Origin of the sequence: Streptomyces sp. NPDC020681 (assembly GCF_044334895.1) — a bacterium.
Classification (GTDB): domain Bacteria; phylum Actinomycetota; class Actinomycetes; order Streptomycetales; family Streptomycetaceae; genus Streptomyces.
In genome coordinates this window covers 227,929-242,999 of record NZ_JBIRTX010000013.1, presented here as the reverse complement: position 1 = coordinate 242,999, position 15,071 = coordinate 227,929, and the positions used below count along the sequence as shown (strand labels likewise).

Annotated in this window: 16 protein-coding genes; 9 read left to right on the top strand and 7 right to left on the bottom strand. The window is 67.8% G+C overall.

Annotated features, from left to right (window positions below; all coding sequences use genetic code 11):
- Positions 1-83: 83 nt before the first annotated feature.
- Entirely contained in the window at positions 84-1,106 is a 1,023-nt protein-coding gene (locus tag ACH4YL_RS28040; protein WP_398510221.1) for an asparaginase, read from the bottom strand.
- A 208-nt stretch (positions 1,107-1,314) separates the two neighbouring features.
- Between ACH4YL_RS28040 and ACH4YL_RS28035 the strand changes: the two genes are divergently transcribed.
- Both ACH4YL_RS28035 and ACH4YL_RS28030 read left to right on the top strand, forming a co-directional pair.
- Positions 1,315-1,770: an Lrp/AsnC family transcriptional regulator gene (locus ACH4YL_RS28035; protein ID WP_108154271.1), complete on the top strand. Its 456-nt coding sequence runs from the start codon at positions 1,315-1,317 to the stop codon at positions 1,768-1,770.
- Between the two features lie 130 nt (positions 1,771-1,900).
- On the top strand, positions 1,901-2,425 hold the full coding sequence (locus tag ACH4YL_RS28030) for a hypothetical protein (protein ID WP_398510220.1): 525 nt from the start codon (positions 1,901-1,903) through the stop codon (positions 2,423-2,425).
- A 281-nt stretch (positions 2,426-2,706) separates the two neighbouring features.
- On the opposite strand, the gene ACH4YL_RS28025 is transcribed toward ACH4YL_RS28030, so the two are convergent.
- Entirely contained in the window at positions 2,707-2,973 is a 267-nt protein-coding gene (locus ACH4YL_RS28025) for an SH3 domain-containing protein (RefSeq protein WP_398510219.1), read from the bottom strand.
- Positions 2,974-3,146: 173 nt separating this feature from the next.
- Entirely contained in the window at positions 3,147-3,716 is a 570-nt protein-coding gene (locus ACH4YL_RS28020; protein WP_398510218.1) for a hypothetical protein, read from the bottom strand.
- 401 nt (positions 3,717-4,117) lie between these two features.
- Between ACH4YL_RS28020 and ACH4YL_RS28015 the strand changes: the two genes are divergently transcribed.
- On the top strand, positions 4,118-4,690 hold the full coding sequence (locus ACH4YL_RS28015) for a hypothetical protein (protein ID WP_398510217.1): 573 nt from the start codon (positions 4,118-4,120) through the stop codon (positions 4,688-4,690).
- Between the two features lie 95 nt (positions 4,691-4,785).
- Complete coding sequence (locus tag ACH4YL_RS28010; RefSeq protein WP_398510216.1) at positions 4,786-5,115, top strand: hypothetical protein; 330 nt, start codon at positions 4,786-4,788, stop codon at positions 5,113-5,115.
- 247 nt (positions 5,116-5,362) lie between these two features.
- On the opposite strand, the gene ACH4YL_RS28005 is transcribed toward ACH4YL_RS28010, so the two are convergent.
- On the bottom strand, positions 5,363-6,337 hold the full coding sequence (locus ACH4YL_RS28005) for a helix-turn-helix transcriptional regulator (RefSeq protein ID WP_398510215.1): 975 nt from the start codon (positions 6,335-6,337) through the stop codon (positions 5,363-5,365).
- Positions 6,338-6,473: 136 nt separating this feature from the next.
- On the opposite strand from ACH4YL_RS28005, the gene ACH4YL_RS28000 reads away from it, so the two are divergent.
- Complete coding sequence (locus ACH4YL_RS28000; protein ID WP_398510236.1) at positions 6,474-6,869, top strand: RidA family protein; 396 nt, start codon at positions 6,474-6,476, stop codon at positions 6,867-6,869.
- A gap of 132 nt (positions 6,870-7,001) precedes the next feature.
- Positions 7,002-7,244, top strand: coding sequence for a DUF488 family protein (locus ACH4YL_RS27995; RefSeq protein WP_398510214.1), 243 nt, complete (start codon positions 7,002-7,004; stop codon positions 7,242-7,244).
- Positions 7,245-7,392: 148 nt separating this feature from the next.
- Here the strand turns inward: ACH4YL_RS27995 and ACH4YL_RS27990 are convergent, their stop codons facing one another.
- On the bottom strand, positions 7,393-8,133 hold the full coding sequence (locus ACH4YL_RS27990; RefSeq protein WP_398510213.1) for a VOC family protein: 741 nt from the start codon (positions 8,131-8,133) through the stop codon (positions 7,393-7,395).
- 94 nt (positions 8,134-8,227) lie between these two features.
- Here ACH4YL_RS27990 and ACH4YL_RS27985 point away from each other — a divergent pair, with 94 nt between their 5' ends.
- Positions 8,228-8,581: a VOC family protein gene (locus tag ACH4YL_RS27985; RefSeq protein ID WP_398510212.1), complete on the top strand. Its 354-nt coding sequence runs from the start codon at positions 8,228-8,230 to the stop codon at positions 8,579-8,581.
- 171 nt (positions 8,582-8,752) lie between these two features.
- Here ACH4YL_RS27985 and ACH4YL_RS27980 read toward each other — a convergent pair whose 3' ends face one another.
- Entirely contained in the window at positions 8,753-11,776 is a 3,024-nt protein-coding gene (locus ACH4YL_RS27980) for a family 16 glycoside hydrolase (RefSeq protein ID WP_398510211.1), read from the bottom strand.
- A 366-nt stretch (positions 11,777-12,142) separates the two neighbouring features.
- On the opposite strand from ACH4YL_RS27980, the gene ACH4YL_RS27975 reads away from it, so the two are divergent.
- Positions 12,143-12,763 (top strand): WD40 repeat domain-containing protein, encoded by a 621-nt coding sequence (locus ACH4YL_RS27975; protein WP_398510210.1) that lies wholly within the window; start codon positions 12,143-12,145, stop codon positions 12,761-12,763.
- An 81-nt stretch (positions 12,764-12,844) separates the two neighbouring features.
- On the opposite strand, the gene ACH4YL_RS27970 is transcribed toward ACH4YL_RS27975, so the two are convergent.
- A complete protein-coding gene (locus ACH4YL_RS27970; RefSeq protein ID WP_398510209.1) occupies positions 12,845-13,639 on the bottom strand; it encodes a PIG-L deacetylase family protein in 795 nt (264 codons plus the stop codon).
- A 180-nt stretch (positions 13,640-13,819) separates the two neighbouring features.
- On the opposite strand from ACH4YL_RS27970, the gene ACH4YL_RS27965 reads away from it, so the two are divergent.
- A complete protein-coding gene (locus ACH4YL_RS27965; RefSeq protein ID WP_398510208.1) occupies positions 13,820-14,959 on the top strand; it encodes a PP2C family protein-serine/threonine phosphatase in 1,140 nt (379 codons plus the stop codon).
- Positions 14,960-15,071 lie beyond the last annotated feature (112 nt).

Here is a 15,071-nt window from a genome sequence, read left to right as displayed (position 1 = left end):
GTACGGGGGAGGGGCGGGAGGAGACGGGCCTGGGTCTCCTCGGCGTGCCATGCGGCGAGGCGGGGAGACCTGGCCGGCGGCCGTCAGGCCGGCATGAGCTCGGGCGACGGGTCGGCGTCGGCGGACACGGGCTCGCCGAGTGCGTGGCGCAGCACCCGTTCCCGCTCCTGCGGGTCGGTGGCGGCGAGCAGTGCGGTGAGCACCGCAATCCGGGCCTGGCCGGCCCGCAGCGTGCCGGTCGGCACAGCGCCCGCGGTGACGAGGTCGACCGCGCCGCCGTGGGTGTAGATCTCGGTGACGGGTCCGGCCTGGACACGGGTGGTCAGGGCGACGAGCACGCCGCGGGATGTCGCGGAGGCGACGGCCTCGACGATCTCGGGAGTGGCATTGCCGGCGCCGGTGGCTACCAGGACGATTCCCTGGGCTCCTGCGTTCAGGGCCGCGTTCAGCAGGACCGGGTCGGCGTCGCAGTGGTGCATCACCATGTCGATGCGAGGCGGTGTGTCCGGCATGGCGGGCATGGCCAGCGCGGCCGGCCGCTGGGGGTGGCGCAGTACGGAGACCCGGCCGAAGCCGATGTTCCCGATGCGGGCGCCGGAGGGGTCGCCGAATGCGTCGGCGGCCAGCGTCTGGGTTTTGACGGTGCCGCGGGCGGAGTGCACTTTGCCGTCGAAGGCGACCAGTACCCCAAGGCCCCGTGTCGTCGCGGCGGTCAGCAGCGCGTCGTGGAGGTTGCCGGGTCCGTCGCCGTCCGCCGTGTCGAGCGGAAGCTGGGCGCCGGTGAAGACGACCGGGCGCGGGTCGTCGTGGTGGAGGTCGACCAGGAACGCCGACTCCTCCAGGGTGTCGGTGCCATGGGTGACGACGATGCCGTCCACACCGGGGTCGGCGAGCACCTCGTGGACCGTGCGGAGCAGGGTGAGCTGGTGAGCGGTGGTGAGACGCGGGCTGTTCACGCTGAACAGATCGACGACCTCGACGGTGACGCCTTCGGGCACAGCGGCGGTCGCCATGACCTCGCGGCCGTGAGCGGCGGCGGCGAATCCCGAACCTTGCCAGCGGCTGGCTATCGTCCCGCCGGTGCTGATGACGACGACGCGTCCCACAGTGCCCACTCCTTGCTCGTGCCGCTGGTTCTGCGGCGATGTCGACGGGGCACGCGGCCCGGCTTGGCTCGTGGCCCCGGCCGGGCTGCGCCCCACGGCTACTCCGGGGGTTGCCGGAGCGGTCGGACGCAATGATAGTGTCCTTGGCCTGCAATATGATCGCCAATTTCGGCCCGCCTGAGCGCAGACTGTGGTTAATAATTGCGCCATGGATGAGATCGACCGGGATATCTTGCGTGAGCTGCAGAGTGATGGGCGGCTGAGCAATCAGGAGCTGGCGCAGCGAGTGGGTCTGACTCCCTCGCCCTGCATGCGCCGCGTCCGCCAACTGGAGCAGGACGGGGTGATCCAGGGCTATCGCGCGGTGATCGACCCGGAGGCGGTCGGCCGGAGCTTCGAAGTCCTCGTCTCCATCGAGGTCAAGCGCGACCGTGAGGTGGTCGAGGCGTTCGAGGCCGGCCTCCAGGACATCCCCGACGTCATCGAGGCGTACCGGCTCTTCGGCAGCCCCGGATGCCTGCTGCGTATCGCGGTCGCGGACCTGCGCGCGTACGAGCGGCTGTGGATCGAGAAGCTGACCTCGCTGTCCGGCGTGACCGAGGTCAACTCGCAGATCATCATGAAGCGGATCAAGGAGCCTCGGGGGCTGCCGGTGGACGGCTGAGCGTGCCGGATCCGGATCCGGATCAGGGTTGCGTCGTGGAGGCGCGTGAAGTCGACAGCATGAGCCCCAATGTTGTGGACGAACGCCATCTCGAACTCGCTGTTCCAGCCGTCCTGGCACACTGACGGGCGTGGCTGACAACACGTTGTGGGTTGCTGCGTTGACTGCCGGAACTGCCGTGCTCGCCAGCTGGGTCACCAGCCGCGGAAACGCAACTGCGGCACGGCTCCAGGCTCAAGCCGCAACCGAGGCGCAGCGCCTTGCCCGGCAGCGAGAAGCCAGACGAGCAGCCTACGCAGAGGTCATCGACAAGGCCGTCGCCATCGGCGAGCTGTACTGGAAGATCCCCGAAGTAACGCGCATCGCCGAGCCCGATGCCCGCCGTGTCGAGCTTCTGCAGCTGCGCGAACAGATACGGGACGTCTACGCCGCCCTCCTGCGGTGCGTGCAAGTAGTCACATTGGAAGGCCCGGACGACGTCGCCGAAGCAGCCGCCGCCCTCGACAGGGCAACACCTTCCACCGCACGGCTCATGCGTGCCATGGCCGAGGGCGACCAATCCGCCGAGCGACAACTCACCGAAGAAACCCGAGCCTATTGGCCGGCGGTTACCGAATTCATCGCGCGAGCAAGCCAAGCGATCCGCACCATGTGACCGACTGACGACCCCCGGCACTGACGCACCGCGCCCTGAGGTCTGCAACAAACGCAGTCCTCAGGACGTCGGCCCGATGCCGGCTGGACCCAGCCCAGTGTGGAGCCGGTGATCGCAGTCGGAGCGCCGCGCACGGGTCCGGTCTCGGTAAGCAGCGATGGGCCGTGGGGACCGCCCACCGCCCACCGCCACTGGTTCCGATGTCTGTGGATCTATTGGGTGAGCTGCGACGGCATCCACAAGGGCCGTCGGGGCGTGATCCCCGTCGGAGTGCCGCCGTCTCAGCCCACGGGCTCAACGTCCTTGGAGAGGGGAACCTGTCCAGTGTTGCTGACATGGCGGGCCGCGACCCAGGCGTGCTTGTCCCTGAGCAGGTACCAGATGCTGTTGCCGTCGATGTCCTGGGCATGGACCTTGCTCCGCAGACCGACTTCGTCATGTCGGCTGAGCGTTCCGGTGATGGGAGAATCGGTGCTGGGGTACTTGCGCAGGTTGACGCCGATCGAGCTGACGACGGTGCCGAAGGGCTGCTGCGGCGTGGGGGGCATCTCTTCCTCCAGGTGGGAGCCGGACCTGCCGTCATGGCCGCGCCCGGTATGTGGGGCTTTGGGCGCAGACTAGAGGCCTTGGCCGCCGATGAGCCGCAGGCGCACGGCCCACGTCCTCGTAGCCCACGCATGCACCGCAACCACAGGAGTGAGGGTGTCCGGTCTGCGGGTGCTCAGCCGGCAACCGTCTCCGGCTGCGGCTCGGCCTCAGAAGGCTCCGAGGCGGCTGCGGCGGTGTAGAAGACGGACGAGCCCTGCTTGGTGCGGTGAGCGTGGCTCTTGGCGACCAGCCCTTCGAGAGTGGTGCGCACGACGGTGACCTTGATGTTGCGGTCGGGATGAGCCTCCGCGAGCGTGGTGGAGACTTCCGCGGCGGAACGCGGCTCACTCTGCTGCGCCAGGTGACTGCGGATCAGGTCGACGAGGGTCGGCCTGGCTCCGGACTTCGAGGGCTTGGCGAGCTTGGCCGGCTTGGTGGCGATCTTCTTGGAAGTCGTCTTCTTCGGAGCCGTGGCAGCCTTCTTCGGCTTGCTCTGCTTGCGTTCGCCAGAGGCCTGCTGGGGCACGGTCGGCGTAGCCGTGATGTCTGCCTCTGCGACAGGGCTTCCACCGCCGAGTGCCTGCTGCATGTTCACCAGCACGGTGTTGTCGTGCTGCAGGGCACGCAACTGCTCGTGCAGCGCCTCGATCTCCGCGTTGATGCGTGCCTGCTCCTTGGCGTTGCTCTCGAGGTCGCTCGTCACCTGAGCGATGTAATGCGACGTCAGTTCTGTGGTGTGAGCCTGGCTTTCAGACATGACACTGGCCTTTGTTCACTTCGCGACCGGGGTGGAGTGGGAGCGCCCGTGTCCGCGAATGGAGGGTGATGTGTTCCGTGTGCGACGGCTGGATCGCGCGCAGGCCGCAGCTGCTGGGGTCTGCAACGTCCTAGTGATGGTACGCATGAGTGGAACCTGATGGTCCTATCGAGTCATGTCTCACTCTTTCGTTGAGGGTGAGTGGGCCGGCGGGACGGCCCATGGCGCAGTGGCACTGGGGGCGCTGACTGTCGAAGTCCCGCTCCGAGGGGAGTGGGGACGGAGGCACAGGGGAAGACTGGCCGCCGAAACGCTGAACTGATGCATGTCAGGACACGGGGAGCAGCATGGCCGAGACGACATCGGCAGGCAGCGCGCGAAGGACGCGTACTCATCGGGCGGGAGCCCGCGTGGTGCTCGGGGTGCTGGCGGCTCTGACGGCGGTCGGCTGTGGTGGCTCGGACCAGGCCGACGCGCCGTCGCGTGGCGAGGGTGTGTCGAAGTCCCGTTCCGCGCATCCCTCGGGGAGCCCTTCCGCCGATCGCACAGCCTCGGCGACACCTTCGGTCTCGGCGGCGGACGGTCATGACGTCGGCGCATGCGCGGACGGCAACTGTGAGGTCGCGGTGTCCGATCCGGTGACGGTCCGCTTCAAGGGTCCGGCCGGTCCCACGACGCTGTCCGTGACCGAGGTCGGCCCGAACAAGGTCGAGTACACGGTGAAGTCGGGTAACGGCCAGTCCAGGGGCGGGGCCAGCGGTTCGGGGCAGGGCTGCATCACCGTTCTCCGCAGCAACGGCTCCGGCAACTCGTGCGGTGGTCTGGACGGCGCTCGGCCGAGCGCTCAGCCCGACGCCGTCGTGATCCAGATGGCGGGCGGGGAGGACGGCACGGCCATCCTCCATATCGTGTCGGACTGACGCCCCTGCGGCCCCCCACGCGAGGCGGCAACTGGGACGCCCATGAGCCTGCCGATTGACTGTGGCACGACCAACGTGGTTGCTAGTGTCCGGCCGTGACCTTGACTGACCTGAGTAGTGGCTTTCGTGACGACGACCAGCGGCGGAGCGTCCAGGCAGTCATCCATGACCGGCTGGCAGACGACCGAGAGCCTCAGGAGTGCCGCTACCTCATGCGGTTCTGGTGGCAGTTGGGCATGCCGTACCAAGAGGTGTCGATGGAGCAGCTCAGCCTGAACGTCAGCAAGCCGAAGCTGGACGTTCTCGAAGAGCTGATCAGCGCCATCAGGACGTCCCATGACGAGGTCGATGCGTGGGTTGTCACCACGCAGCATGCCTTCCCAGTGATTCAAGATCGTGGCTTCGGGGCCGCCGCCGAGAGTTGACGCAGTGAGCCGAGTTGCCGGTGGACAGTGAGGCAGCAGGCGGGTCTGAGAACCGGCAGTTCCGACTCTGCACCAGCGAGTACGAGCCGACGAGCAGCTCGTCCCTCCCGCAGGCAACGGCAGTTCATGCCCACGCGGGCCCGATCAAACGATCACGTTCGGAAAGTAAGCCACGTCCGTGCGACCTGTGCCCTGTCCCCCACCGCTTCGGAGGGCTGAGAGAGGTCATGGTGCCCAGCGACAACTCTCAGGATGAGTCTCCGTAGCGGGTGGCAATCGCGGCGGCGCGGTTGCGTAGGGATGTGCGCAACGACTGTGGGGCCAGAGCTTCCGCGTCTGTGCTGAGCTGCCACAGCGCCCATTCGGCGTGTCGTGAATCCTGGAAGGTCACCTCCAGCCGCAGCCAGCCGTCTGCGTCGGGTTCTTCTGCGCGGACGGCCAGCGCGGTGTCCAGCAGGTCCTCCCGCCGCGCCGGGTTCACCCGTACCAGCACCGTGATGTGGTCGCCGCCGGTGAGAAACTGCGCGGAGCGTTCCTGCCAGATCCGGTCCAGATCGACCCGGTTCGGTCGCTGTGCCGTTTCGGGGAGTTCCTCGGCGTCCAACACCCGCGACAGCCGGTAGGTGCGGTCCTCGCCGGATCTCGTGGCCAGCAAGTAGCCCCGGTCGCGTACGGTGACCAGGCCGATCGGGTCCACCGTGCGCCACTGTGGTGTCTGGCCCGTGGCCGCGTAGTGGATGCGCAGCTTGTGTCCGGCGAGCACCGCGCGCCGGACCTCGATCATTGTGGTGTCGGGTACCTCCTCAGCGACCAGCCGGCGTGAGAGCAGGTCGGTCTCCGGGTCGACGAGAAATCGCTGGACCGCGTCGCTCGCGGTGGCCCGGTGGCTTTCGGGCAGCGCGTCGACCACCTTCCGTATGGCTGAAGCGAGCGCCGAGCCGAGGCCGAACGCCTGCTCGCCGCGCCCCGATCCGGCGGTCAGCAAGGCAAGAGCCTCGTCGTGGTTCAGACCGGTGAGCTCGGTCCGGAAACCGGGCGACAACGCGAAACCGCCGTGCCGGCCGCGTTCGGCGTAGACCGGGACGCCGGCAGCGGACAGCGCCTCGATGTCGCGCAGCACGGTGCGGGTGGATACCTCAAGCTCGCGGGCCAGCGTGTCCGCAGTCAGCCGACCGCGCTGACGCAGCAGCAGCACCAGCGAGACCAACCGGTCGGCGCGCATGCAAGAACTTTATCGGAATACGTGACTAAGGATGTCGTGATTTGTTGCGAGGCTCGTCCACGCGACGTCGAAGCCGGTGACCACCGAGCCGATGGACGTACGTACTCCCCATGAATCGAATGGAGCTGACGTGGCAATGGAACGAACGGCGGTCAACCCGGTGACGTGGTCGACGGAGTTGGGATTCAATCAGGGTGAGGTCGTCTCCGGGCACACCCGGACCCTGTACATCTCGGGGCAGACCGCGATGAGCGGCGACGGCAAGCCCCAGCATGACGGTGACATGGCGGCGCAGTTGGCGCTGAGCATCGACAACCTGGAGGCCGTGCTCGGCGAGGCCGGCATGTCTCTTGCGAACCTCGTCCGGCTCAACGTCTACACGACCGACGTCGATCTGCTTTTCCAGCACTACGGCGTGCTGGCGGCGCGGTTGGGCGCCGCCGGGGTGGCGCCGACCACCACGATGCTCGGGGTGGCGCGGCTGGCGATCCCCGGTCAGATGGTCGAGCTTGAGGGGACCGCGGTCGCGTGAGGCAACCTCGCCGCCGCCGGGGGCGGACATCGGCTGTCGGCACGTGAAGGAGCTGGCGCCGACGACCGAGCGGCGCCAGCTCCAGTAACCGCGAGGACGACCGCCAGGGCGTGGGCAACCGCAACCGCAACCGTGTCGCGCCGGCGCCCGAGTGCGCCGAGCGCCACACAACGCGTGGCGGAGCTTCCGAGCGACTCGGTGACCGCCCTCCTCTGCGTCGAGCGCGATCCGGAGGCATGCCACCGCTCGCTTGTGGCAGCGCGCCTGCGCGCCGAGTACTGCCCAACTCCTCGAACAGGACCAGCCATGACTCTCCCGCTCGGCACCGACCCGTCACCCTCGGCCTGTGACTTGGCGTTTCAGTTGGCGAGTTGAGTGTTGTGGTCGGCGAGCGAGCCGATCTCGCCCCGACGCGCAAGCTCTCGCCGCCCGAATCCACCGAGACGCCGCAGCGCAACCCACCCGGGGTCATGGCGCATGAGCAGACAGGGCTCATGTGCCGGGGTGTCGTTAAGGCTCCGCGTCAGGACGGGGCGAGGACGCAGAATTCGTGGCCCTCCGGGTCGGCCAGGCACGTCCACGGGACGTCGCCCTGGCCGAGGTCGAGGTCGGTGGCGCCGAGGGCCCGCAGCCGGGCCACCTCCGCCTCTTTGTCGTCACCCGGGTACGGCAGCAGGTCAAGGTGGACGCGGTCCGGCACGGTCTTCGCGTCGGGCGTGCGGAGGAACTCGAGATACGGGCCGACACCCTTGGCGGAGCGCAGCACCGCATGATCGTCGGTCACCTCGTGCAGGGTCCAGTCCATCGCCTCGTCCCAGAACCGGGCCATGGCCCGCGGATCCGCGCAGTCGACGACCACCGCGGCGATCGGCCCGGTGTCCCGGTAGATCTCCCGAGGCTCCAGCACGCAGAACTCGTTGCCCTCCGGGTCGGCGAGGACCGTCCACGGCACGTTGCCCTGGCCCACGTGGGCGGGCGTCGCACCGAGAGCCTTCAGGCGCGCGACCAACTCCGCCTGATGGGCCGCAGAGGTGGTGGCGAGATCGAGGTGCACACGGTTCTTTGTTGTGGTCTTGGGTTCCGGGACGGGAACGACGTCGACGCAGACGGCGACCGGGTCCGGCCAAACGAGGCCGCCGACGGGTCCGACGTAGGTGGTCACGCCGGGGCTGTAGGCACTCCAGCCGAGCGCCTCCGCCCAGAACCGGCCGACGGCCGAGCCATCAAGAGCCTTTATGTTCACCTGAACAGGTCGCAGTGTCATGCCGGCGATCCTGATCTGGCACGAGCAGATCATCAAGATCTTCGCCGAACCAAAGTGCCTGGTTCTGAAGCCCTGGCCGGTCTAAGGTCGGCGGATGACCTTGGAATGGGAACAGGTAATTGTTCACTCGGTAGATCCGGTGGCCTTGGGGCAGTGGTGGGCCGAGGCTCTTGGTTGGGTTGTGGTCCACTCCTCTGATGAGGAGTTCGAGATCCGCCCGGAGCCGGATCGCCTGCCGGGGTTGGACTTCGTCCGGCTAGATGAGAGCAAGAAGGTCAAGAGCCGGCTGCATCTCGACTTCAGGCCTGATGACCAGGACGCCGAGGTGGCTCGTCTGGTGGCTCATGGCGCACAGCGCGTTGATATTGGCCAGGGTGATCAATCGTGGGTTGTCTTGGCAGACCCCGAAGGTAACGAGTTCTGTGTCCTTGGCCAGCGACGTCCATAAGCGGCACGACCGAACCAAATCCTTTCTCTCCAAGGTCCTTTGAGGGGACTCCGGCGCCGGCCGAGTCGTCTCCGGCCCGGCAGGGCCGCGCGCCGAGGGGCCCGAGTCGGCGAAGCCTGTGCTCTCAGGCACGGTGGCTTCGCCGAGCCGGGACTGCTCTGCCCGTGACTGTCAGTCCAGCGGTTCGATCCAGAGGTTCCTGAAGCGGACCTTGTTGCCGTGGTCCTGGAGCCGGATCGCGCCCGCCGCGGCCGATTCGGCGTCGCCGGCGCCGGTCGGGCCGTCCACGGCCACGTTGTCGTGGACCTTCTTGCCGTTCCACACCACGGTGATCCTTGCGTCTTCGGTCTTGTTGCCCGTGGCGTCGAAACGGGCCGCGCGGAAGACGATGTCGTACGTCTGCCAGGTCTCTGGCGCGGTGGCCGCATTCAGGTCGGCGGCCTTCTTGTTGTAGATGGACGCGGCTTCGTTCGCGGCGAGTTTCTCCACTCCGAAGGAGTCCAGGATCTGGATCTCGTACCGCTCCTGGAGATAGATGCCGCTGTTGCCGCGGTCCTGCCCGGTGACGTCGTCCGGCAGCAGCGGCACCCGGAATTCGGCGTGCAGTCTGAAGTCGCCGAAGGACTGCTTGGTGCGGATGTCGCCGCAGCACACCTCGATGGAGTTCTCGGCGGTGTGCGGCCATTCTGCGCTGCGGCCGTCGGTGTGCTGCCAGGCGGTGGAGACGCTGCCGCCGGAGAACAGGTCGATTCGGCTGCCGGGTCTGCGCACCTCGATCATGTCGAGGTTGACGTGGCCGGCGTCCTCGGGCCGATAGGTGTACGTGATGGTGTTGCGGCCCTTGCGGAGGTCGAGCCGCTCGCTCCTGGTTGACCAGCGGTTCCAGGCTCTGGTGGAGGGCAGGCTGGTCTGCTGCGCCTGACCGCCGTTGACGCTGACGCCGATCGTTTTGGTTCCGGCGAACGGGTGGGGGCCGTTGGCATAGCGCAGCCCCACGTCGTAGGTGCCCGTTGCGGGTGCGTCGACCTCGAAGGTGGCGGTGGCGCCCTGGTTGCTGAAGCCGTCGACGAATCCGCCGCCGGTGTAGCCGGCATGTTCGGTGTCGATGTCCGCGCCGCCGGACAGGCGTGCCGATTCGGCGTCGTACGAGGTGGTGGGCTGCTCGGGACCGGGGCGTGCGTTCAGGGTGTACCAGGCCTCGGTGGACCAGAGTTGCTCACCGTCCGCTGAGGCGAACGGGCGCGGCGAGCGCACGTGCACCACCCGGTCGGTCTTCAGGCCGGGGATGGTGAGCCGGACCTTGCGACGGTCGTCGGAGATTCGGGCCGCGGCGACGGGCAGGACCTCCTCGTCGACCTTGGGGCCCCCGTACGCAGGGGTGGGGACATAGCGCCACTGCTCGACGGAGTAGGCGCCGCCCGTCAGCCTGGCGGCGGTCTCCTCCGACAGAGGCTTGGTGTAGGTGAGTTCGAAGCCGTCGCGGGTGGCGCGCATGGTCTTGATGTCGAAGACGCTCTTGCCGTTCGGCGTGAGTTTCTGGAGGCCGAAGCGGAGTTTGCCTTCCTGGCCCCAGTTTCCGTCGGCGCCCAGGCCGCCCGCGTAGATCGCACCGTCCGGTCCGGTGCTGATTCGGGTGATGCCGGCCTCCAGGCCCTGTGTGTGCCGGAACACCGCGCCCTGGTACTCGCCGTCCACCTTTTCCAGGTCGGCACGCTGGATTCCGCCGTAGGTCACGTCGCCGAAGAGCATCTGCCCGGCGAAGGGCCCCTTCTTCAACAGCATCGGTGTGCTGGGTGAGTTGGCTATCTCGTTCTGCGGCAGCCAGAGCACCGGCTTGGTGACTGTGCGGTCGTCGAACGGGCCGTCCGGGTTCGTGTAGTGGTTGAAGAACCGGTCTTGCTTGACGTGGAGCAGTTTGGAGGCGGGCAGCCAGCCGCCCTGGTTGTCGGTGACGAAGAGGTCGCCGTTCGGGCCCCGTCCGATCCCGTTCGGTGTGCGCAGGCCGCCGGCCAGGTAACTGACCTTGCCGGTCTTCTTGTTCACCTTGATGGTGGTGCCGCGGTTCTGGGCAGGCTGCGGATCGGTCGTCGCACCGCCGTAGTTGATGGCGACGGACAGGTTGAGATAGAAGTTCCCGTTCTCGTAGAGCAGTCCGAAGGCGAACTCGTGGAAGTTCCCTCTGTACGGCCACTCGGCGACCTTGCGGATCTCGTCCGCGGTGTTGTCGCCCTCGGTGTCGGACAGCTCGGTCAGCTGGTGCTTCTCCGAGACGTACAGTTTTCCGTCGACGTACTTGATCCCCATCGGCTCCTTCAGGCCCTCGGCGATCTTCTTGTACGTGACTTTCTCCGGACCGGTGTCGCCCGTGACTTGGTCGAGGACGTACACCTCTCCCTTCGTCTCGGTGCTGCCGCCCCACGTGGTCACGGCGAGCCGGCCGTCCGGCAGCCAGTCCATCGCGGAGACCTGCGGCTCGAAGCCCTTCGGGCGCAGATCGGTGAGGGCGTAGCCGGGGTTGACCGAGGTCAACGGGAGGCCGTCGCCGGGGGTGTCGTAGCTGCCTTCGCACTCTTTGCGGCCGGGCGCGGTGACACGGACGACGCCGGCGTCGGTACTGAGCACGGAGTTCGGGACGAGGGTGAAGTCGTCGGCGCCCGGCGGCTTCCATTGGAGCGTGACCTGCTGTTCGCCGCCGCGGTCGAAGTGGTCGATGCGCAGCGGGTGGTAGCCGGGGGTGAGGGTGATCTCGCCGTCCTTGGGTTCGGCGCCGTGCAGTCCGTCGTGGTCTATGACCCGCTTGTCGCCGATGAAGAGACGGGAGCCGTCGTCGCTGATCAGGCGGAAGGCGTAGGTACCGTCGGCGGGGACGTTGAGGTTGCCGATGATCTGCGACATGAAGTTGTCGGTGAAACCGAAGCCCTCGGTGGAGGACCAGTCGACGGTGGGGATCAGCTTGTCGACGTTGGGGGTCTGGGCGGGCTTGAGGTCGCAGAGCTTGCTCAGCGGGGACTGGATGTCGAAGACGCGGAGGGTGACGCCGGGTTCCTGGGGCGGCAGGTCTGCAAAGGGCTTCTCGTCCGCGCCGGCGGTGGGGGCGGCGAAACCGCCGGCGAGAAGGACCGGGAGGAGCAGCCCGGCGATTCTTCGTGGTCTACGGCGGTGGCGACGGAGGCTCGGGTACTGGCGTGGAGTCACTCTTCCTCCTGCTGGGCGCTGCGTGGCGGCGCGGCCGGGGCGGGGCCCGCGTCCGCGGAGTGGAGTTCGTTCACGTACGGGTGATGCGGCGTCATTCCGCCGTGATGCAGGCGGACTTCCGCGCGAAAGCGACGCCCAGCGTACGAACGGCACACCAAACCGTCCATGCTTTGTCCTCAATCAGGAAAAACTCACGGAGAGTTGAGAGCCGACGGCCTGGACGGCGCGCACCGTTGCGACGGCAATCGACTCGGCGCACATCGCGTTCCGGCCGGACAGCAGCGTTCCCTCGCCGTCCGCGACGGCGAGGGAAGCTGAGGTGTTGCGTCGAGGGGCGTAGGGCCCGTCAGTTACGCAGCCGGATTCTTGCGCGGCCACAGCGACGGGGTCCGTTCGGCGGCCTTCAGCAGTGACGGCCGCCGGCTCGCCACGGCCGCAGGGGACGATGAACATGTCGTCCTGTGGGACCTCACCACATCAGGGCACCCGGCAAAACGTGCCACCTGGCGCGCCCACTCCCACCACACGCTCGCCGTCGCCTTCAGTCCAACCGGCGTGCTGGCCACATCCGGCACGGGGGAGCACCCGGTGAAGCTGTGGCAGGTCACCGGGGCGGGACAGCCCAAGGAACTGGCCGCGCTCGACGGGCAGACCGACGCTGTCGGTGATGTGACCTTCAGCGCCGACGGCAGCACACTCGCAGCGGGAAGCGACGACCGTACGACCCGCCAGTGGGACGTCTCCGTCCCTGCGCAGCCGAGGCTGAAGTCCGTGCTCACCGGCTACACGACGGCGGTGGGCAAGCTCCGATACGCCCGGGACGGCAAGTTCCTCGTGTCCGGCGTCTTCGACGGGAGCGTGCGCGTCGCAACGACCGACTCCGCCAGGACGATCGGGAGTGCGTGCGACTTCGCGGGCCGGACGGTCACCCGCGAGGAATGGGGACGGTATCTGAGCAGTGTTCCGTATGAACCGCCGTGCGCGTGACGCGAGGCCTACGGACCATCACCAACCACCGAGTCCGTGGGACCGCCTGCGCGGCCGTCGCCCTCACCGCCCGAGAAGGTGTCAGGTCGTGGGTTGAAAGATGCCGATGACGGTGGTGGACGGGGAGGTCTGTGTGGCGTCGATGAACCATTCCCGTCCGAGGAGTACTCCGAAGACGGGTGCCGGCAGCCGGATGAGCGCCTTCATGACGGGTGCCAGTCGGCCGCTGCCGGTTACCTGGGATCGGTGGGCGGCGAGTGCTCGTTGTTTCTGGCGGGCGAAGCGGCGTGCGTCGACTCTGTGGGTGATGGCTGAACGCGCGCTGTAGGCGGTCCGGGGAGCCACGTCGTGGTGACGCAGGGGGATTCTCAAGCGATCCACCAGCTTGAGCGCTCGGGCGATGAGGTCGCGCGGAAGCGTGGCCTCGAGCACCTGCGTCACCGCGGCGAGGGCGGCTGCGCGTCTGCCGACCTCATGGACTCTCACATGGTCCCGGTGGCCGTAACCGCCGTTGGCGTCGTAGCTGAGGAGCACATCCGCGTCCTCTTCATTGAGGATGGCGGCCAGTCGCTCGGCGGCCTCCTCGGGGTCGGCCCGTACGAAACGCGTCCGGTCCGGCGGGTCGGGATACAGCACATCACCGTTGCCGCTGTCTGCGTAGCCGAGGTGAGCAACTCGAGCGGCGCCCAGGATGGCGGCACTGGCACGCAGTTCCCCCATGCGCGGCGATTCTCCCTGCGACAAGGGACCCATCAGGCCGTCGGTGGCGACAACGATCACCACGCGGTGCCCGTCGGCGGCGATGCGCGCAAGGGTGCCCCCGGTCATGAGCACCTCATCGTCGGGGTGTGCGTGGAAGGCGACAACGGTTGCCATGAGGCCTCATCCTGCACCACCGGGCATCCGTCCCCGAAGCAGGTTCACATCCGTTCCCGGAGCAGGTTCAGCCGAGCGGGACACCACGCTCCGGACCGATCGGCCGAGAATCGCAACGCCGGCGCCAACGTCCACCGCCCGGACCTCCGAGCAGATAAATGCCAGCTTTACCCCGATATGATGCACTTTGTGATCACGCCCGAGCGGCTGCGGCGCCGTCGTTCCCCCTACGGTGGCCGGTGGGACGCTGCCCAGCTGACGCCGGTGATGGTCACCGTCCTCATCGCCGGCCTGGCGTTTTCCACACCGAGGGAGATCGCATTCAGCCGTCTCCTGCCCGCCGCACCCGCCCTCGCCGCCTCGATGTGGCCCGTGCTCCCCACTATCCTGCTGGGATCGTTCTGCCTGCTGATCATGATCAGCCTCAGCTTCTTCTACACCGACCTTGGGACGCCGTACACGGCCGCTGCGATCGTGGCGGTCACCTTGGCGGCCGCATACGCAAGCCATGTCCGACTCCAACGGGAGGAGATGCTCTTCCACGTCCGGCTCGTCGCCGACGCAGCCCAGAAGGTGCTGCTACGTCCCCTGCCGCGCCGCATCTCGTACGTCGAGATCGCGTCGCTGTACCTGGCGGCCCAGGAGCAGGCCAGGATCGGCGGGGATTTCTACGAGGCGGTCGACACGCCGTTCGGGGTCCGGCTGCTCATCGGCGACGTACGTGGCAAGGGCTTGCCCGCGGTGGGGGCGGCCGCGGCGGTGATCAGCTCCTTCAGAGAGGCCGCGTACGACGTGCCCGACCTGAGAGGCATCGTCCATCGCCTCGAGACCAGCATTGCCCGCTACAGCGACGCGTTCCCGGCCCAGGACCTGCCGGAGCGCTTCGCCACGGCCATCATCGCCGAGATCCCGCACGTCAGCGGCCAGATCAGGCTGCTCAACTGCGGGCACCCCCCGCCGCTGCTCGTACACCGCGGGAGGACGCACGTCCTGGAGCCCACCGCCGTCTCGCCGCCCCTCAACCTCGCGACGCTCATCGGAAACCGCTACTGCGTCGACACCGTCGCCTTCACCCCGGGTGACCAGCTCCTGCTCTACACCGACGGCGTAACGGAGACCCGGGACCGCACCGGCGAGTTCTTTCCACTGCCGGACTGGATGCGGCGGCAGGGCCCGGCGCGGCCCAGCGAGCTGCTCGACCGGCTTCACAGCGAGCTGCTGCACTACAGCGGCGGAAGGCTCGACGACGACATCGCGGCCCTGGCCGTGCGGTACCCGAACGTCAAGGCTGAAGAACACCCCGGCCTAGGTGGCCGGTAGCCGTGGGGCTCGCCGGAAGGACCGCGGCGACCGGACTGTCGAGGGCCCCAAGCAGGTCACGCCACCCAAGGCGTCCACCAGCGGCTTTCTCGGCTTCGCTGAGCCGTCGCTT

What these genes read in the sequence shown, in the direction of transcription:
- ACH4YL_RS28035 (WP_108154271.1), top strand. Translation starts at nt 1,315, where the DNA reads ATGGATGAGATCGACCGGGATATCTTGCGTGAGCTGCAGAGTGATGGG.
- ACH4YL_RS28025 (WP_398510219.1), bottom strand. Translation starts at nt 2,973, where the DNA reads ATGCCCCCCACGCCGCAGCAGCCCTTCGGCACCGTCGTCAGCTCGATC.
- ACH4YL_RS28015 (WP_398510217.1), top strand. Translation starts at nt 4,118, where the DNA reads ATGGCCGAGACGACATCGGCAGGCAGCGCGCGAAGGACGCGTACTCAT.
- ACH4YL_RS28005 (WP_398510215.1), bottom strand. Translation starts at nt 6,337, where the DNA reads ATGCGCGCCGACCGGTTGGTCTCGCTGGTGCTGCTGCTGCGTCAGCGC.
- ACH4YL_RS28000 (WP_398510236.1), top strand. Translation starts at nt 6,474, where the DNA reads ATGGAACGAACGGCGGTCAACCCGGTGACGTGGTCGACGGAGTTGGGA.
- ACH4YL_RS27990 (WP_398510213.1), bottom strand. Translation starts at nt 8,133, where the DNA reads ATGACACTGCGACCTGTTCAGGTGAACATAAAGGCTCTTGATGGCTCG.
- ACH4YL_RS27985 (WP_398510212.1), top strand. Translation starts at nt 8,228, where the DNA reads ATGACCTTGGAATGGGAACAGGTAATTGTTCACTCGGTAGATCCGGTG.
- ACH4YL_RS27970 (WP_398510209.1), bottom strand. Translation starts at nt 13,639, where the DNA reads ATGGCAACCGTTGTCGCCTTCCACGCACACCCCGACGATGAGGTGCTC.
- ACH4YL_RS27965 (WP_398510208.1), top strand. Translation starts at nt 13,820, where the DNA reads ATGCACTTTGTGATCACGCCCGAGCGGCTGCGGCGCCGTCGTTCCCCC.